The following is a 15,441-nucleotide window of genomic DNA, read 5'->3' as shown; positions in this document are numbered from 1 at the left end:
CACCCGGGTCACTTTCGTTGCAGCGTGCGTCAGCCTTGCCGGATGACCAGTCTGCCACCCTGGCGGCGGGCTTCGACGCGGCCGGGCAGGTTGATGGTCCCCTGGCCGCGCCAGCCGGTGACGAGGCGGTCGACTTCCTCGATGTGGCGGGCGAAGAGGGATCCGGCGGGGGCGCCCTCGGCGATGACGGCGCGGCGCAGGACGCGGCGGCGCACGGCGGGGGGCAGTCCGAAGAGTTTGGCGCACTCCAGGGCGCCGGCCTCGTCGCGTACGGCGGTCTCGGCGTCGGCGGCCCAGGTGTCGAGGGCGTCGGCGTCGTCGCGGGAGAGCTGGGCCGTTCGGGCGAGGGCTTCGACGACGCCTTTGCCGAGGGCCTTCTCCAGGGCGGGGAGGCCTTCGTGGCGGAGTCGGGAGCGGGTGTAGGCGGGGTCGGTGTTGTGGGGGTCGTCCCAGACGGCGAGTTCCTGCGCGACGCAGGCCTTGCGGACGGTCTGGCGGTCGAGCTGGAGGAAGGGGCGCCGGTAGCGGCGGGTGGCGCCGGAGACGGCGGCCATGCCGGAGAGGGAGCGGATTCCGGAGCCGCGGGCGAGGCCGAGGAGGACGGTTTCGGCCTGGTCGTCGCGGGTGTGGCCGAGGAGGACGGCGGCGGCGCCGTGGCGTTCGGCGGCGGCGTCGAGGGCGGCGTAGCGCGCGTCGCGGGCGGCGGCTTCGGGTCCTCCTTCGCGGCCGACGGTGACGGCGACGGCCTCGGAGGGGGTGAGGCCGAGCGCGGTCATGCGTTCGGCGACCTCGGCGGCCCGGGTGTCGGAGCCGTCCTGGAGGCCGTGGTCGACGGTGATGCCGCCGGCGCGCACGGGGAGTTTGCGGGCCTCGAAGGCGAGGGCGGAGGCGAGCGCCATGGAGTCGGCGCCTCCGGAGCAGGCCACGAGGACGAGGGGGGCGAGGGGGGTGTGCGCGTCGGGTGCGGTGGGGGGAGCGGCCGTCGGGTGTGCGGCGCGGTGTTCGTCGAGGAGGTCGTGGAGTACGCGGCGGACCGCCAGGCGTATCGCCGCGACCGCAGGATGGGGACCCATGTCCGGTGCCCTTCGTGATGGGGTGGGGTGCCTCGGTCGGAGTCTTAACGGTCGGAAGGGGGGGTTCGGTCACTCAGAGTGCGTCGATGGTGACAGAAACCCGGCCGTTACCCGAGCATTGCACGCCTCACCCCGTGCTCAGGGTCCCTCGGACGGGTGATTGGCGGAGTGTCCGCCGGTGTTCTGGTGCCGTCCGTCCCATGCGTCTCACGAGTCTGCCTTACGGTGCACCCTCGCGATCCAGTCGGCGGGGGCGGCGATCTCGCTCTTGGTGGGGAGCGTGTTGGGGGAGGTCCAGACGCGGTTGAAGCCGTCCATGCCGACCTGGTCGACGACGGCGCGGACGAAGCGTTCGCCGTCGCGGTACTGGCGGAGCTTGGCGTCGAGGCCGAGGAGCTTGCGGAGGGCGAGGTCGAGGCGGGAGGCGCCGCGGGCGCGGCGGGCCTGGAACTTCTCGCGGATCTCGGCGACGGAGGGGACGACCTGGGGGCCGACGCCGTCCATGACGTAGTCGGCGTGTCCTTCGAGGAGGGACATGACGGCGGTGAGGCGGCCGAGGATCTCGCGCTGTTCGGGGGACTGGACGAGTTCGACGAGGGAGGGGGCGGGTTCGCCCTCCTCGCCCTCGGGGCGGCCGCCGGCGAGGGTCTGGGCGGCTTCGCGGAGGCGTTCGACGAAGGTGCCGGGGTCGACGTCGGTGGCGGCGAGGAACGACTGGATTTCGCCCTGGAGGTGGTCGCGGAGCCAGGGGACGGCGGTGAACTGGGTGCGGTGGGTCTCCTCGTGGAGGCAGACCCAGAGGCGGAAGTCGTGCGGGGAGACGTCGAGTTCGCGTTCGACGTGGACGATGTTGGGGGCGACGAGGAGGAGGCGTCCGCCGCCGTTGGCCCCGGCGGGGAGGTCGCGGGTGGCGGGGGCGAAGGTCTCGTACTGGCCGAGGATGCGGGAGGCGAGGAACGAGAGCAACATGCCGAGTTCGACGCCGGTGACCTTGCCGCCGACGGCGCCGAGGACGGCGCTGCCGGGGACGGCGGAGCGGCGTTCCTGCATCTTGCCGAGGAGGGGGGTGAGGAGTTCGCGGAAGCCGGCAACGTTGGCCCGGATCCAGCCGGCGCGGTCGACGACGAGGACGGGGGTGTCGGGGGGTTCGTGGCCTTCGGGGATCATCCGGGTGTAGGCGCGGACGTGTTCTTCCGAGGCCTTGGCGTGCCTGCGGAGTTCGGCGACAACCGCGCGGGCCTCGTCGCGGCCGACTTCGGGTCCGGGCCGCACGAGGCGGGTCGCGGTCGCGACCGCGAGGTTCCAGTCGACCATCCCGGATGTGCCTGCGCCACCGATGCTCGTCATGTGTCAACCGTACGGTCTCGGGGCCCGTTCGGTGTGTGTTCGGTACGGACCGGGTTACGGCAGGTCCTGGCCCGCGAGGGCGGCGGAGAGGCGGTCGAGGGCGGGCTGGGCCCGGTACGGGGAGGGGGTGCGGCCGGCGAGGAAGGCGAAGGCGAGGAGGCGTCCGTCGGGGGTGGCGACGGTGCCGGCGAGGGTGTTGACGCCGGTGAGGGTGCCGGTCTTGGCGCGGACGAGTCCGGCTCCGGCGGGGGCGGTGTCGAAGCGGTCGGCGAGGGTGCCGGTGAAGCCGCCGACGGGGAGGCCGGTGAGGAGGGGGCGCAGGGCGGGGCGGGCGGGGTCGGCCGCCCGGGTGAGGAGGCCGGTGAGGAGGGCGGCGGAGACGCGGTCGTCGCGGTCGAGGCCGCTGCCGTCGGCGAAGCGGGTTCCGGCGACGGGGAGGCCGAGTCGGGCGAGTTCGGCGCGGACGGCCTTTCCGGCGCCGTCGAAGCTCGCGGGGAGCTTGCGGGCGAGGGCGGTCTGGCGGGCGAGGGCTTCGGCGAGGTCGTTGTCGCTGTGGGTGAGGGTGCGTTCGACGAGGTCGGCGAGGGGGGCGGAGTGCGTACGGGCGAGGGGGGCGGCCTTGGGGGTGGGGCCGGGGGCGGGGTCGCCGGTGACGGGGACGCCGGCGCGGGTGAGGAGGGCGGCGAAGGCGGTGGCGGTGGCGCGGGCGGGGTCGGCGTCGCGGGGGGCGGGGCCGCTGGGGCTGTCGTCGAGGCGTCCGGCGCGGGTCATGAGGGCGGTGACGGGGGCGATGTTCTCGTTGGGGCCGATGGGGTGGACGGCGGGGCCGGTGTAGAGGCTCGTGTCGTAGGCGAGGCGTACGGGGGTGTGGCCGCGGGTCTTGAGGGCGCGGGCGGTGGCGGTGGCGAGGGCCCGGAGGCGGTTGGCGTCGAGGGTGGGGTCGCCGCCGCCGGTGAGGGTGACGGTCTTGCCGTCGGGGGCGGCGGTGACGGTGGTGGCGATGCGGTGGTCGGGGCCGAGGGCGGAGAGGGCGGCCGCGGCGGTGGCGATCTTGACGGTGGAGGCGGGGGTCATGGGGGTGGTGGCGCCCTCGCCGTAGAGCTGCTTGCCGGTGGCGGTGTCGACGACGGAGGCGGTGCGGAGGGGGCCGAGGCCGGGGTCGGCGAGGAGGGGGACGAGGACGGCGGCGAGGTCGGCCGGACGTCCGGCGGCGGACCCGACGGAGGAGTCGGCGGGGGCGGCGGGGCTCAGGGCGGTGAGGACGCCGGGGGCGCTGGGGGCGGGCGCGGGCCGGCGGGGCGGGGCGGGGGCCGGGGGCGGGGCGTGACGCGTACCACCCGTCACGGGGGCGGCGGCGCGGGTCCGCTCGGCCGTACGCTGGCCCGAGTCCCACGGGCCGGTCAGGGTCACCGCCACGGCGGCCAGGGCCAGACCGAGGGCGGCGGAGCCCGCCGTGAGCTGCCAGATCCTCGGCTCGGGCATTGCTGACCAGCCCCTTTCGCGATCACACACGTGCGTGAGGGACACTTAACCACCGCGCTTCGTCGCGAGCATTCACTTGTGTTGATTCAGGAGGAGCCACCCGTGGAGTTCGACGTTCTCATCGAGATCCCCAAGGGATCGCGGAACAAGTACGAGGTCGACCACGAGACCGGTCGCATCCGTCTGGACCGTCGCCTCTTCACGTCGACGGCCTACCCGACCGACTACGGCTACGTGGAGAACACCCTCGGCGAGGACGGCGACCCGCTGGACGCGCTCGTCATCCTGGACGAGCCCACCTTCCCGGGCTGCCTGATCAAGTGCCGCGCCATCGGCATGTTCCGGATGACGGACGAGGCGGGCGGCGACGACAAGCTGCTGTGCGTCCCGGCCACCGACCCGCGCATGGAGCACCTGCGGGACATCCACCACGTGGCGGAGTTCGACCGCCTGGAGATCCAGCACTTCTTCGAGGTCTACAAGGACCTGGAGCCGGGCAAGTCGGTCGAGGGCGCGGACTGGGTCGGTCGCGCCGAGGCCGAGGAAGAGATCGAGAAGTCGTACGCGCGGGCCAAGGAGCAGGGCGGCCACTGAGCCGGTTCCGGCCCCGCCGGTCCCGGTCGCGTGATCAGGGCGGCGCACCCCTCGGGGTGCGCCGCCCTTCGCGTGTCCGTCGCGACCCCTTCACGGGCCCGTCGCACGCGCGGAGGGCGCGCGCCCATACTGGAAGCCACGATTCCTTCAGGGAGAGCGGGGCGGCAGAGTGGTGGCGGAGCCGGGCGGCTCGATGGACGTGCGGTACGAAGGGGCCGAGGAGGCTCCGGAGGACCGGAAACCGCAGTCGGACGAGGCGCGGAGCGCGTTCGTGCCGCCGGCCGGGGTGGAGCGGCCCGCGCCACCGGAGGAGGAGCATCCGACCTCCGAGTTCGCCCTGCCGTCGGGGCTGCGGGCGGAGCCCGAGTCCGGTGCCGAGCCGGAGGGTTCGGCGTTCGCTCCCCCGGCCACGTACTCGGCGAAGAACTCGCCGCCCGCCTTCACCCCGGCGTACGGGGTGCCGCTGGTGCGCCTGTCGCGGGACGCGCCGTGGCAGGACCGGATGCGGACCATGCTGCGGCTGCCGGTGGGCGAGCGGCCGGTGCCGGAGGCGCCGCGCAAGGAGGACGAGTCGGGGCATTCGGTGCCGCGCGTCCTCGACCTGACGCTGCGCATCGGCGAGCTGCTGCTCGCGGGCGGGGAGGGCGCGGAGGACGTCGAGGCGGCGATGTTCGCGATCTGCCGCTCGTACGGGCTCGACCGGTGCGAGCCGACGGTGACGTTCACGCTGTTGTCGGTCACGTACCAGCCGTCGCTGGTGGACGATCCGGTGACGGCGAACCGGACGGTGCGGCGCCGGGGCACGGACTACACGCGGCTCGCGGCGGTGTACCAGCTGATCGCGGACATCAGCGCGCCGGTGGGCGACGAGCAGGCGCACGAGGTGACGCCGGAGGAGGCGTACCGGCGGCTGGCGGAGATCCGGCGGAACCGGCATCCGTATCCGGGGTGGGCGCTGACGACGGCGGCGGGGGTGCTCGCGGGGGCGGCGTCGGTGCTGCTCGGCGGCGGTCTGACGGTGTTCCTGGTGGCGGCGCTCGGCGCGGTGCTCGGGGACCGGCTGGCATGGCTGTGCGCGGGGCGGGGGCTGCCGGAGTTCTACCAGTTCCTGGTGGCGGCGATGCCTCCGGCGGCGATGGGGGTGCTCCTGACGCTGCTGCACGCGGATCTGCGGCCGTCGGCGGTGATCACGGGTGGGCTGTTCGCGCTGATCCCGGGGCGGGCGCTCGTGGCGGCCGTGCAGGACGGGCTCACCGGTTTCTACATCACGGCCTCGGCGCGGCTGCTCGAGGTCATGTACTTCTTCGTGGCGATCGTGGTGGGCGTGCTGTCGGTGCTGTACCTGGCGGTGCAGTTCGACGCGCAGCTGAATCCGGAGGGGGCGCTGCGGGCGGTGGAGCGGCCGGTGGTGCAGACCCTGGCGTCGATGGCGCTGTCCGCGACCTTCGCGATCCTGTTGCAGCAGTCGCGGGCGACGGTGCTGTTCGTGACGCTGAACGGCGGGGTGGCGTGGGTGGTGTACGCGTCGATCGCGGTGACGGCGGAGGGGTCGGCGGTGATGGCGACGGCGGTGGCGGCGGGTCTGGTGGGTCTCTTCGGGCAGTTGATCGCCCGGTACCACCACACGTCGTCGCTGCCGTACGTGACGGCGGCGATCGGGCCGCTGCTGCCCGGTTCGGCGACGTACTTCGGGGTGCTCGCGATCGCCCAGCACAATCTGGACCAGGGGTTCGCGTCGCTGGCGAAGGCGGCGGCGCTGGCGCTGGCGATCGCGATCGGGGTGAACCTGGGCGGCGAGCTGGCCCGCCTCTTCATGCGGGCCCCCGGTGCGGCGGCGGCGCGGCGGGCCGCGAAGCGCACCAGGGGCTTCTAGCGTCGGTCTTCCCGGGTCGCGTACGGGCTACCGCTTGGCGTGGCGGCCCCGGGGGGACTGCTGCTGGGGGTTGGGGGTGCCGGGGGCGTCGTGGTCGTCGCCTCCGGCGGCGCGGGCCTTCTTGGACTGGGAGCGGGCCCTGAGGTACTCGATCACGATCGGGACCACGGAGATCAGGACGATCGCGACGAGGATCATCTCGATGTGCTTGTGCACGAAGTCGATCTTGCCGAGGGAGGCGCCGAGGAGGGTCACGCCGGCGCCCCAGAGGACGCCGCCGATGATGTTGAACGTGATGAACGAGCGGTAGTTCATCCGGCTGACGCCCGCGATGATCGGCGTGAAGGTCCGGACGATCGGGACGAAGCGGGCCAGGATGAGGGACTTCGGGCCGTGCTTCTCGAAGAACTCGTGCGCCTTCTCGACGTTCTCCTGCTTGAACAGCTTGGAGTCGGGGCGCTTGAAGAGGGCGGGGCCGACCTTGCGGCCGAAGAGGTAGCCGACCTGGTCGCCGATGATCGCGGCGGCCACGATCAGGGTGCAGACCAGCCAGAGCGGCTGGTCGAGCTTCCCGGTGGTGACGAGCAGACCGGTGGTGAAGAGGAGCGAGTCACCGGGCAGGAAGAACCCGATGAGGAGGCCGGACTCGGCGAAGACGATCACCAGGACGCCGATCAGACCGAAGGTCTGGATCAGATAGTCCGGGTCAAGCCAGCTCGGTCCGAGGGCAAGCGTGTTCACGGGTTCCGGGCTCCTGCGGTCGGTGGGGGCTTGGGGACGGGCTGCCCCAAGCTATCAACGTGGACCGGGCGCCCCCGGTTCCACCCGGCTCCCCAGGGGATGCGGAAGGGTCCCGCGGGGCAGAAGGTGGGGAATCAGGAGGTGTATGCCGATGGGCATCGAGGAGTACGGGGGCGGCCAGGGGCCGCATCCCGAAGTGCTGGTCGTGACGACGAACGACATTCCGGGATACGAGGTCCGGCAGGTGATCGGGGAGGTCTTCGGCCTCACCGTGCGCTCGCGGCATCTGGGCAGCCAGATCGGCGCGGGCCTGAAGTCGATGATCGGCGGGGAGCTGAAGGGCCTGACGAAGACCCTGGTGGAGACCCGCAACCAGGCGATGGAACGCCTGGTGGAACAGGCCCGGGCCCGCGGCGCGAACGCGGTCCTCGCGTTCCGCTTCGACGTCACGGAGGCGGCGGACGTCGGCACGGAGGTCTGCGCGTACGGCACAGCGGTGGTGATCGCGCCCCGGGTGTGAGGTGGGGCGTTGGCCACGGGCGGGAGGCTTCCGCCCGGGGGCCGGGTGGGTCCGGGGCCTGGTGGGTCCGGTGAGCCCGGGCCCTGGTGAAACCGGTAGGTCCGGGTGAGGCCCGGCCACCCGGGGCCCGAGGGCCCGGGTGCCGGGCGGGTCCAGGAGCCGGGTGCCGGGTGGGCCCGGTAGGCCCGATGGTCAGGCTGCTCGGGGCCCCAGGGTCCGGGAGCCGGTGGCCCGGGTGCCGGGCAGGCCGGGCCTCGCCTGGGGCCCGGACGACCTGGAGCCCGAAGGACCAGGTGCCGGGTCGGTCCAGGAGCCGGGTGCCGGGTGGGTCCGGCAGGCCCGGGTAAGGGCCGGTCTGCTCAGGCCCCAAGATCCCGGGAGCCGGTGGGCCGGGTGCCCGGCAGGCCGGGCCTCACCCGGGGCCCGGTGAACCCGGTAAGCCCGGCCCCCAGGCGTCGGCCCCTGGTCGACGGTGGCTTCGCGTCGGGCCTCCGGTCAGCGGTTCGTTCCCGGCGTACGGGAGCGGGCGGATCCGGTGGGGTTCGGCGCCCCGCAGGGGCCGGCAGGAGCCGGGTCCCCGGCCACGGGTAGCCGATCGGTGGCGGGTTTCCGGGGCGGCGGTCAAGGGCGAAGGCTTCGCGTCGGGTCCGGCCCGTCCTAGGGGTTTCGGGGGTTTTGCTCACCTATGGTGGGCCCGTGTCCACCGATCGTGAGCCGGCCGTGCCCTCCCCGTCCGCCGACGAGGCGCCGTTGCGGGTGTTGTTGCCGCAGATTCTGCCCGCGCTCGTGGTCGGGGCGGGGGCGAGTCTGCTGTTCCTGGGGGTCAGTGCCCTTTCGGAGGGGTTCAAGCACGTGCTGTGGGAGGACCTGCCCGACGCCCTCGGGGTCGGCGGCTACTCCTCGCTCTGGATGATCGTGATGCTCACGGCGACCGGTGTCGCGGTGGGCCTGGTCGTGTGGAAGGTGCCGGGGCACGCCGGGCCCGACCCGGCGACCACGGGGCTCGGCGGGGCGCCGCTCGCCCCGGGGGTGGTGCCGGGGCTGCTGCTCGCCGGCACCCTCGCGCTGGCCGGCGGGGTCAGCCTCGGCCCGGAGAACCCGATCATCGCGTCCAACATCGCGCTCGCGTACTGGCTGGGCCGCAAGGCGGCGCCCGCCGTCCCGGGCATCGCCTGGGTGACGCTCGCCTCGGCCGCCACGATCGGCGCCCTCTTCGGCACCCCGGTCGCGGCCGCCCTCGTCATCTCCGAGGCCCTGGCCGGGCACCCGGGCCCCGGCTCCCTCTGGGACCGCCTCTTCGCCCCGCTCCTCGCCGCCGGCACCGGCGCCATGACCACCCAGCTGCTCGCCGAGCCCACCTTCGCCCTGGGGCTCCCGCCGCTGAGCGACCCCGGCTGGGGCGACCTCCTGGCGGCCCTGGTGATCGCCTCGGCCGCCGCCCTCTTCGGCCTCGCCGCCTGCTACCTCTTCCCCCACGTCCACGCCGCCTCCCGCCGTCTGCGGCACCCCATGCTGATGCTGCCCCTCGGTGGGCTCGTCCTCGGCCTCCTGGGCGCCCTCGGCGGGCACCTGACCCTCTTCAAGGGCCTGGAGGAGGTCAAGGAGCTGACGTCGAACATCGGCGGCTGGACCTCCGGCGAGCTGGCGAAGCTGGCCGTCGTCAAGCTCCTGGCCCTCCTCGTCGCCGCCTCCTGCGGCTTCCGGGGCGGCCGGATCTTCCCCGCCGTCTTCATCGGCGCCGCCTTCGGCCTCCTCGCCCAGGCCCTCGTTCCCGAGGTCCACCCGGCCGTCGCCGTCTCCTCCGCCGTCCTCGGCGTCCTGCTCGCCACCACCCGGCAGGGCTGGATCAGCCTCTTCACCGGCGCCGTCCTCGCCTCCTCCCCCGCCGTGCTCGCCCTGCTCTGCCTGGCCTCGCTGCCCGCCTGGCTGATCGTCACCGGCCGCCCGCAGCTCGAACTCGACGAGCACGGGCGGTCGTTGACGTAGGACCGGCCGCGCTACCCGCCGAGCCGGCCGAACTTCCGTACCGCCAGCGGGAAGAAGACCGCGAGGAGGACCAGCGGCCACACCACCGCCGCCGTCACGTGCCCCGGCTCGCCGCCCGGGTTGCCGAACAGCTCGCGCACCGCCGTCGCGGTCGCCGACATCGGGTTCCACTCCACGACCGTCCCGAGCCAGCCCGGCATCGAGTCGGGCGAGGCGAAGGCGTTGGAGAGGAAGCCGAAGGGCCAGACCAGGATCTGGACCGCCTGCACCAGCTCCGCCCGCCCCGCGACGAGCGCCAGGAAGATCCCGATCCACAGCATCGCGAAGCGCAGCAGGAGCAGCAGCCCCAGCGCGCCCAGGAAGGCCCCGGGGCCGCCGTCCGCCCGCCAGCCGATCGCGTACCCCACGCCGGTCATCAGGAGCAGGCCCACCGCCGACTGGAGCATGTCCGCAGACGCCCGTCCGACCAGGACCGCGCCGTCGGTCATCGGCATCGCCCGGAAGCGGTCGATCACGCCCTTGTTCAGGTCCTGCGTGACCGCCGTCATGGTGGCTTCGAGGCCGAAGACCATGGTCAGGGTGAGCATCCCGGGCACCAGGTAGTCGACGTAGGCGCCGTCGACGGCCCGCCCGCCGCCGACCAGATAGCCGAACATCAGCAGCATCATCACCGGGAAGACGAGCCCGACCAGGACCTGCACCGGCTGCCGGGCCCAGTGGGCCAGCTCGCGGCGGGTCATCGTCCAGCAGTCGCCCACCACGTACGCGGCGCTCATGCCGCCACCTCCTTCTCACGGGCCGTGCCGTCCGCCGTCAGGTGCAGGAAGACCTCGTCGAGGGTGGGGCGCCGCAGGGCGATGTCCTCCGCCTCGATCCCGGCCGCCCCGAGCGCCCGCACGGTCTCGGCGAGCGAGGCCATCCGGTCGGTCACGGGGGCGCTGAGCAGCCGCCGGTCGGCGTCCACGGTCACCTCGGCGCGCGCCGCCGGGAGGAGGGCCGCCGCCTCGTCGAGCCTCCGGGCGTCCCGTACGACCACGTCGACGCGGTCCGCGCCGACGCGGGCCTTCAGCTCGTCGGCGGTGCCGTCGGCGACGACCCGCCCCCGGTCCACGACCGAGATCCGGTCGGCGAGCTGGTCGGCCTCCTCCAGGTACTGGGTGGTGAGCAGGACCGTCGTGCCGCCGCCGACCAGGGAGCGCACCGACTCCCAGACCTCGGTGCGGCCGCGCGGGTCGAGTCCGGTGGTCGGCTCGTCGAGGAACAGCACCTCGGGCTCGGTGATCAGGGATGCCGCCAGGTCGAGCCGCCGCCTCATGCCGCCGCTGTACTGCCGGACGGGCTTGCGTCCGGTGTCCGTGAGGCCGAAGCGCTCCAGGAGCTCGTCGGCGCGCGTCCCGGCGCGCCGGGCGCCCAGGTGGTGGAGCCTGCCGAACATCTCCAGGTTCTGCCGGCCGCCCAGCTCCTCGTCGAGGGCCGCGTGCTGGCCCAGGAGCCCGATCCGGCGCCGCACCTCGCGGGCCTCGGTCCGCACGTCGTGCCCGGCGACGCGGACCAGGCCCGCGTCGTGCCGGAGCAGGGTCGCCAGGATCCGCACCGTCGTGGTCTTGCCCGCGCCGTTGGGCCCGAGGAGCCCGTGGACGGTGCCGCGCCCGACGGTGAGGTCGAGTCCGTCCAGGGCGTCCTTGTCCCCGTACCGCTTCCGCGCGCCCTCCACGCGGATCGCTTCCGTCGTCATCGTTCTTCCCGCCGCCCTTCCACCCGTCATCCTCTTCCTCCCGAAAACCGCTTAGTCAAATTTGACCAGCAGGCGCAGACGGAGGACGGTATGCCCTCGCGCACACTTAGTCAAACTTGATTAGGCGGGGTGCCGTCCGAACCCTCAGGTCGCGTACGGGTTCTCCTCGCCCTCCGCGAGCACCCCCACGAACGGGTCGCCCTCGCCCGCGAACACGTACGCCCCGCCCTCGATCCGGTCGATCAGGCCGAGCGTCCACTCCTTGCCCGCGTCGGCCGAGCCGATCCACATGTGCATGATCTCGCCGATGTGCCCGAGCTGCCCCGGGCCGCCCTCCGGCGTGTAGTAGTCGGTGACCGCCGCCCGCCACTCGTCGAGCGCCCCCACCCGCCGGCGCAGCAGCTCCACGGCCTCCGCGCGGGGCAGGTCCACCATGAAGCCGATGCCCGCCGACAGGACGTCCACCTTCTGGTCGTAGGTGGTCAGCGCCTCGCGGAGCAGCGCGAAGTACTCCTCCGTGCCCGCGTCCGTCAGCTCGTACTCGACCCGGGGCGGGCCGCCGACCGTGCTCGGCGCGACCTCGTGCGCGCGCAGCAGTCCCTGCTTCGCCATCTGCTTCAGCGCGTGGTAGATCGAGCCGGGCTTGGCGTGCGACCACTCGTGCGCGCCCCAGTACTCCAGGTCGTTGCGCACCTGGTAGCCGTGGGCGCGGCCGTGCTGCCGCACCGCGCCCAGGACGAGAAGACGGATGGCCGACATCCCACGTACCTCCTGGTCGATCCCGACCAGGGTACGCGCGGCGATCACCCCGCCATCGCCTCCGCCTCGGCGGCGATCAGCTCGTAGGAGCCCTTGCCGTCGACGCTCTCGCGGAGGATGTCGGCGTGACCGGCGTGCCGCGCCGTCTCCTGGACGAGGTGGAGCAGCATCCAGCGGACCGTGACCCGCCCGTCCTTCGGGAACCAGGGGGCCTCCGGCAGCGGGAAGGTGTCGTCCAGGCTCGGCACCGAGCGGACGAACTCCTCCGTCTGCTTCGTGACGTCCGCCCAGAACGCCACGACCTCCGGGATCGTCTCGCCGTCCACGAGCCGGAAGCCCTCGCTCCAGGTCTCCTCGGTGCGCTCCCGCTCGTTGGGCCGCTGCTGCGCGAGCCGGAGCCAGCCGAGCTCGACCTCGGCGACGTGCTTGAGCAGCCCGGACAGGCTCAGCTCGCTGGCGGCGGGGCGGCTCGCCGCCTGCTCCTCGGTGAGGCCGAGGACGGTGCGGCGGAGCGCGGCGCGCTGGGCCTCCACGAAGTCGAGGAGCGTGCCGCGCTCGTCGCCGGGGGTCCCTACGGGAACAAAAGCAACCATGACGTCCGCCTTCCGGATGTGGCCTGTGCCGGGTTCTTCCGACACAGACCACGCTACGGAGGCTTGCGGACAGCTACGGTCCTCAATGGATTCCGGGCGGCGGCGGAACCTCAGAAGGGGAAGCGGCTGCGGCCGTGCTGGATCGAGATCCACTTCTGGGTGGTGAAGGAGTCCACCATCGAGTCGCCGTTGAGCCGCCCGACGCCCGAGTGCTTCTCGCCGCCGAAGGGGACGATCGGCTCGTCGTGCACGGTGCCGTCGTTGATGTGGATCATGCCGGTGTGGATGCGCTTGGCGATCCGCACGCCCCGCTCGACGTCCCCGGTGTGGACGGCGCCGCTGAGCCCGTACGGGGTGTCGTTGGCGATCCGCACGGCCTCCTCCTCGCCGTCGAAGGGCACGATCAGGGCGACCGGGCCGAAGATCTCCTGGCCCAGGACCGGGGAGTCGGCGGCGAGGCCGGTGAGGACGGACGGGGAGACGAGGTTGCCGTCGACCGTGCCGTGCAGCAGGGCGGTGGCGCCGGCGGCGACCGTCTGGTCGACCAGGGACGAGACGGACTCGGCCTGCTGGGAGTTGATGAGCGGGCCGATGTGGGTCGCGGGGTCGGCCGGGTCGCCGACGCGCAGGGTCTTCACCTTGGCCACGAACTTCTCGGTGAACTCCGCCTCCAGGGTGCGGTCCACCAGGATGCGGTTGGCGGCCATGCAGACCTGGCCCTGGTGCACGAAGCGGCTGAAGACGGCCGCGTCGACCGCGTAGTCCACGTCGGCGTCGTCCAGGACGATCAGGGCGCTGTTGCCGCCGAGTTCGAGGACGGCGTGCTTGAAGTGCTGGGCGCAGACCGTGGCGACGTGCCGGCCGACCTTGTCGGAGCCGGTGAAGGAGATGACCTTCGGGACCGGGTGGGTCAGGAGGGCGTCGCCGATCTCGGCGATGTCGGTGACGACGACGTTCAGCAGCCCGGCCGGGAGGCCGGCCTCCTCCAGGACCTTGGCGACGAGGGTGCCGCCGCAGATCGGGGTGTTCTGGTGCGGCTTGAGGACGACCGCGTTGCCGAGCGCGAGGGCGGGCGCGACCGACTTGAGCGAGAGGAGGAAGGGGAAGTTGAAGGGGGAGATGACGCCGACGACGCCGACCGGGACGCGGTAGACCCGGTTCTCCTTGCCGTCGACCGGGGAGGGCAGGATGCGGCCCTCGGGGCGCAGCGCCAGCTGGATCGCCTCGCGCAGGAACTCCTTGGCGAGGTGCAGCTCGAACGCCGCCTTGAGGCGGGTGCCGCCCAGCTCGGCGACGATCGTCTCCGCTATCTCCTCCTCGCGGTCCTCGACGATCCGCAGCGCGCGCTCGAAGACGAGCCGGCGGGTGTACGGGTTGGTCTCGGCCCACGCGGTCTGGGCGCGCTCGGCGGCCCGGTAGGCGCGGTCGACCTCGTCGACGGTGGCGACGGTGATCGAGGCGAGCTTCTCCCCGGTGTACGGGTTGAAGTCGATGATGTCCCACGAGCCACTGCCCGGCTTCCACTCGCCGTCGATGTACTGGTGGGCCAGGTCGGTGAAGTGCGACATGGTGGAGACCCCTCTACCCGCTACCCGCGCGATGCGACTGATGTACGAATCCCGTACGCCTGATGTGGCGTCATCGTACTGATGTGTCAGGAGAGTTGGAGGAGGCCCCGGAGGATGTCCCGGCTTTCGGCCGGATCCGGCCCGTCCTGCTGGAGCTTCTCCATGACCCGCCGGTACTGGGCGACCTCCTCGCGCTTGTCGAGGTAGAGGGCGCTGGTGAGCTGCTCCAGGTAGACGACGTCGGAGAGGTCGGACTCGGGGAAGCTCAGCATGGTGAAGGCGCCGCTCTCGCCGGCGTGGCCGCCGTAGCTGAAGGGCATGACCTGGAGCGTGACGCCGGGGTGCTCGGAGACCTCGATGAGGTGCTTCAACTGGCCGCGCATGACGGCCCGGTCGCCGTACGGGCGGCGCAGCGCGGCCTCGTCGAGGACGGCGTGGAGCTTCGGGGCACGCTCGGAGACGAGGACCTTCTGGCGTTCGAGCCGGAGGGCGACCCGGCGGTCGATCTCGGCGCGCGGGGCGTCGGGCATCCCCCGGGTGACGACGGCCTGGGCGTACTCCTCGGTCTGCAACAGGCCGTGGACGAACTGCACTTCGTAGACGCGGATGTGGGAGGCGGCGCCTTCGAGCCCGATGTACGTCTGGAACCAGCCCGGCAGGACGTCGCCGAAGCTGTGCCACCAGCCCGCGACGTTGGCCTCGCGGGCGAGCCCGAGGAGGGCGCCGCGCTCGGCCTCGTCGCCGACGCCGTAGAGCGTGAGCAGGTCCTCGACGTCCCTGGCCTTGAAGCTCACCCGTCCCAACTCCATACGGCTGATCTTGGATTCGGACGCGCGGATCGAGTAGCCGGCCGCTTCGCGGGTGATTCCGCGCGACTCGCGCAGCCGCCTCAACTGGGAGCCCAGCAGGATGCGCCGCACCACGCTCCCGCTCGCTCCGACCGATTCGCCTGCGGTCACGGCCCCAGCCTCCCCTTTACGGTGTCGACCCCCCGTCGATTCCCCCGTCGAGCCCCGGATTCTGCCACCAAACGCTTCAGCGCGTACACATTCGATTACGGAAAGGCGGCGAGTTCCGGGCATCCGTGGACACGGGACGTACGGATCGGGGGAAGTTTCCTTCCGGTAAGCGACTCCGGGCGGACGACTTATGCACAGATTAGGCACAGGA

At 72.8% G+C, this 15,441-nt stretch carries 14 protein-coding genes; 4 read left to right on the top strand and 10 right to left on the bottom strand.

All coding sequences use genetic code 11. From position 1 onward, the window contains the following. Positions 1 to 29: 29 nt before the first annotated feature. From tilS to dacB, 3 genes are all read right to left on the bottom strand, one after another. A complete protein-coding gene (tilS, locus tag ACIQVI_RS25125) occupies positions 30 to 1,073 on the bottom strand; it encodes a tRNA lysidine(34) synthetase TilS (RefSeq protein WP_121832387.1) in 1,044 nt (347 codons plus the stop codon). A gap of 207 nt (positions 1,074 to 1,280) precedes the next feature. Beyond that, positions 1,281 to 2,420 carry a zinc-dependent metalloprotease gene (locus ACIQVI_RS25120; RefSeq protein ID WP_351971859.1) on the bottom strand — a complete coding sequence of 380 codons (1,140 nt, stop codon included), beginning with the start codon at positions 2,418 to 2,420 and terminating at the stop codon, positions 1,281 to 1,283. A gap of 54 nt (positions 2,421 to 2,474) precedes the next feature. Then, a complete protein-coding gene (gene dacB / locus ACIQVI_RS25115; protein ID WP_403599642.1) occupies positions 2,475 to 3,902 on the bottom strand; it encodes a D-alanyl-D-alanine carboxypeptidase/D-alanyl-D-alanine-endopeptidase in 1,428 nt (475 codons plus the stop codon). A gap of 102 nt (positions 3,903 to 4,004) precedes the next feature. On the opposite strand from dacB, the gene ACIQVI_RS25110 reads away from it, so the two are divergent. Both ACIQVI_RS25110 and ACIQVI_RS25105 read left to right on the top strand, forming a co-directional pair. Next, positions 4,005 to 4,496, top strand: a complete 492-nt coding sequence (locus tag ACIQVI_RS25110; RefSeq protein WP_024758444.1) for an inorganic diphosphatase — start codon at positions 4,005 to 4,007, stop codon at positions 4,494 to 4,496. Positions 4,497 to 4,665: 169 nt separating this feature from the next. Then, the gene (locus tag ACIQVI_RS25105) at positions 4,666 to 6,369 is read left to right on the top strand and encodes a threonine/serine exporter ThrE family protein (RefSeq protein ID WP_403599639.1); all 1,704 of its coding nucleotides are present in this window, start codon (positions 4,666 to 4,668) and stop codon (positions 6,367 to 6,369) included. 27 nt (positions 6,370 to 6,396) lie between these two features. On the opposite strand, the gene ACIQVI_RS25100 is transcribed toward ACIQVI_RS25105, so the two are convergent. Further along, a complete protein-coding gene (locus ACIQVI_RS25100; protein ID WP_351971857.1) occupies positions 6,397 to 7,110 on the bottom strand; it encodes a VTT domain-containing protein in 714 nt (237 codons plus the stop codon). A 151-nt stretch (positions 7,111 to 7,261) separates the two neighbouring features. On the opposite strand from ACIQVI_RS25100, the gene ACIQVI_RS25095 reads away from it, so the two are divergent. Together ACIQVI_RS25095 and ACIQVI_RS25090 are read left to right on the top strand one after the other, a co-directional pair. Beyond that, positions 7,262 to 7,630 (top strand): YbjQ family protein, encoded by a 369-nt coding sequence (locus ACIQVI_RS25095; RefSeq protein WP_403599636.1) that lies wholly within the window; start codon positions 7,262 to 7,264, stop codon positions 7,628 to 7,630. Positions 7,631 to 8,326: 696 nt separating this feature from the next. Continuing rightward, entirely contained in the window at positions 8,327 to 9,616 is a 1,290-nt protein-coding gene (locus ACIQVI_RS25090) for an ion channel protein (protein ID WP_351971856.1), read from the top strand. An 11-nt stretch (positions 9,617 to 9,627) separates the two neighbouring features. On the opposite strand, the gene ACIQVI_RS25085 is transcribed toward ACIQVI_RS25090, so the two are convergent. The 6 genes from ACIQVI_RS25085 to ACIQVI_RS25060 all read right to left on the bottom strand — a co-directional run bounded on the left by ACIQVI_RS25085 (position 9,628) and on the right by ACIQVI_RS25060 (position 15,230). Further along, a complete protein-coding gene (locus tag ACIQVI_RS25085; protein WP_351971855.1) occupies positions 9,628 to 10,392 on the bottom strand; it encodes an ABC transporter permease in 765 nt (254 codons plus the stop codon). After that, the gene (locus tag ACIQVI_RS25080) at positions 10,389 to 11,351 is read right to left on the bottom strand and encodes an ATP-binding cassette domain-containing protein (protein WP_383414479.1); all 963 of its coding nucleotides are present in this window, start codon (positions 11,349 to 11,351) and stop codon (positions 10,389 to 10,391) included. Before ACIQVI_RS25080 ends, ACIQVI_RS25085 begins: the two co-directional genes overlap by 4 nt. A gap of 144 nt (positions 11,352 to 11,495) precedes the next feature. Further along, complete coding sequence (locus ACIQVI_RS25075) at positions 11,496 to 12,110, bottom strand: PadR family transcriptional regulator (RefSeq protein WP_121832933.1); 615 nt, start codon at positions 12,108 to 12,110, stop codon at positions 11,496 to 11,498. A gap of 44 nt (positions 12,111 to 12,154) precedes the next feature. Continuing rightward, a complete protein-coding gene (locus ACIQVI_RS25070) occupies positions 12,155 to 12,703 on the bottom strand; it encodes a DinB family protein (RefSeq protein WP_403599631.1) in 549 nt (182 codons plus the stop codon). Between the two features lie 110 nt (positions 12,704 to 12,813). After that, positions 12,814 to 14,271: an aldehyde dehydrogenase family protein gene (locus ACIQVI_RS25065; protein WP_351971852.1), complete on the bottom strand. Its 1,458-nt coding sequence runs from the start codon at positions 14,269 to 14,271 to the stop codon at positions 12,814 to 12,816. Positions 14,272 to 14,357: 86 nt separating this feature from the next. Then, complete coding sequence (locus ACIQVI_RS25060; protein WP_403599628.1) at positions 14,358 to 15,230, bottom strand: helix-turn-helix domain-containing protein; 873 nt, start codon at positions 15,228 to 15,230, stop codon at positions 14,358 to 14,360. Positions 15,231 to 15,441: the final 211 nt, after the last annotated feature.

The sequence above is a fragment of the Streptomyces sp. NPDC098101 genome (assembly GCF_044760185.1).
Taxonomy (GTDB): Bacteria; Actinomycetota; Actinomycetes; order Streptomycetales; family Streptomycetaceae; genus Streptomyces.
The sequence above is the reverse complement of the archived record's forward strand: the minus strand, read 5'-3'. Positions and strand labels throughout refer to the sequence as shown.

Coding starts and splice junctions, on each gene's coding strand:
- ACIQVI_RS25085 (WP_351971855.1), bottom strand. CDS start 10,392: ATGAGCGCCGCGTACGTGGTGGGCGACTGCTGGACGATGACCCGCCGC.
- ACIQVI_RS25095 (WP_403599636.1), top strand. CDS start 7,262: ATGGGCATCGAGGAGTACGGGGGCGGCCAGGGGCCGCATCCCGAAGTG.
- ACIQVI_RS25080 (WP_383414479.1), bottom strand. CDS start 11,351: ATGACGACGGAAGCGATCCGCGTGGAGGGCGCGCGGAAGCGGTACGGG.
- dacB (WP_403599642.1), bottom strand. CDS start 3,902: ATGCCCGAGCCGAGGATCTGGCAGCTCACGGCGGGCTCCGCCGCCCTC.
- ACIQVI_RS25070 (WP_403599631.1), bottom strand. CDS start 12,703: ATGGTTGCTTTTGTTCCCGTAGGGACCCCCGGCGACGAGCGCGGCACG.
- ACIQVI_RS25065 (WP_351971852.1), bottom strand. CDS start 14,271: ATGTCGCACTTCACCGACCTGGCCCACCAGTACATCGACGGCGAGTGG.
- tilS (WP_121832387.1), bottom strand. CDS start 1,073: ATGGGTCCCCATCCTGCGGTCGCGGCGATACGCCTGGCGGTCCGCCGC.
- ACIQVI_RS25120 (WP_351971859.1), bottom strand. CDS start 2,420: ATGACGAGCATCGGTGGCGCAGGCACATCCGGGATGGTCGACTGGAAC.
- ACIQVI_RS25075 (WP_121832933.1), bottom strand. CDS start 12,110: ATGTCGGCCATCCGTCTTCTCGTCCTGGGCGCGGTGCGGCAGCACGGC.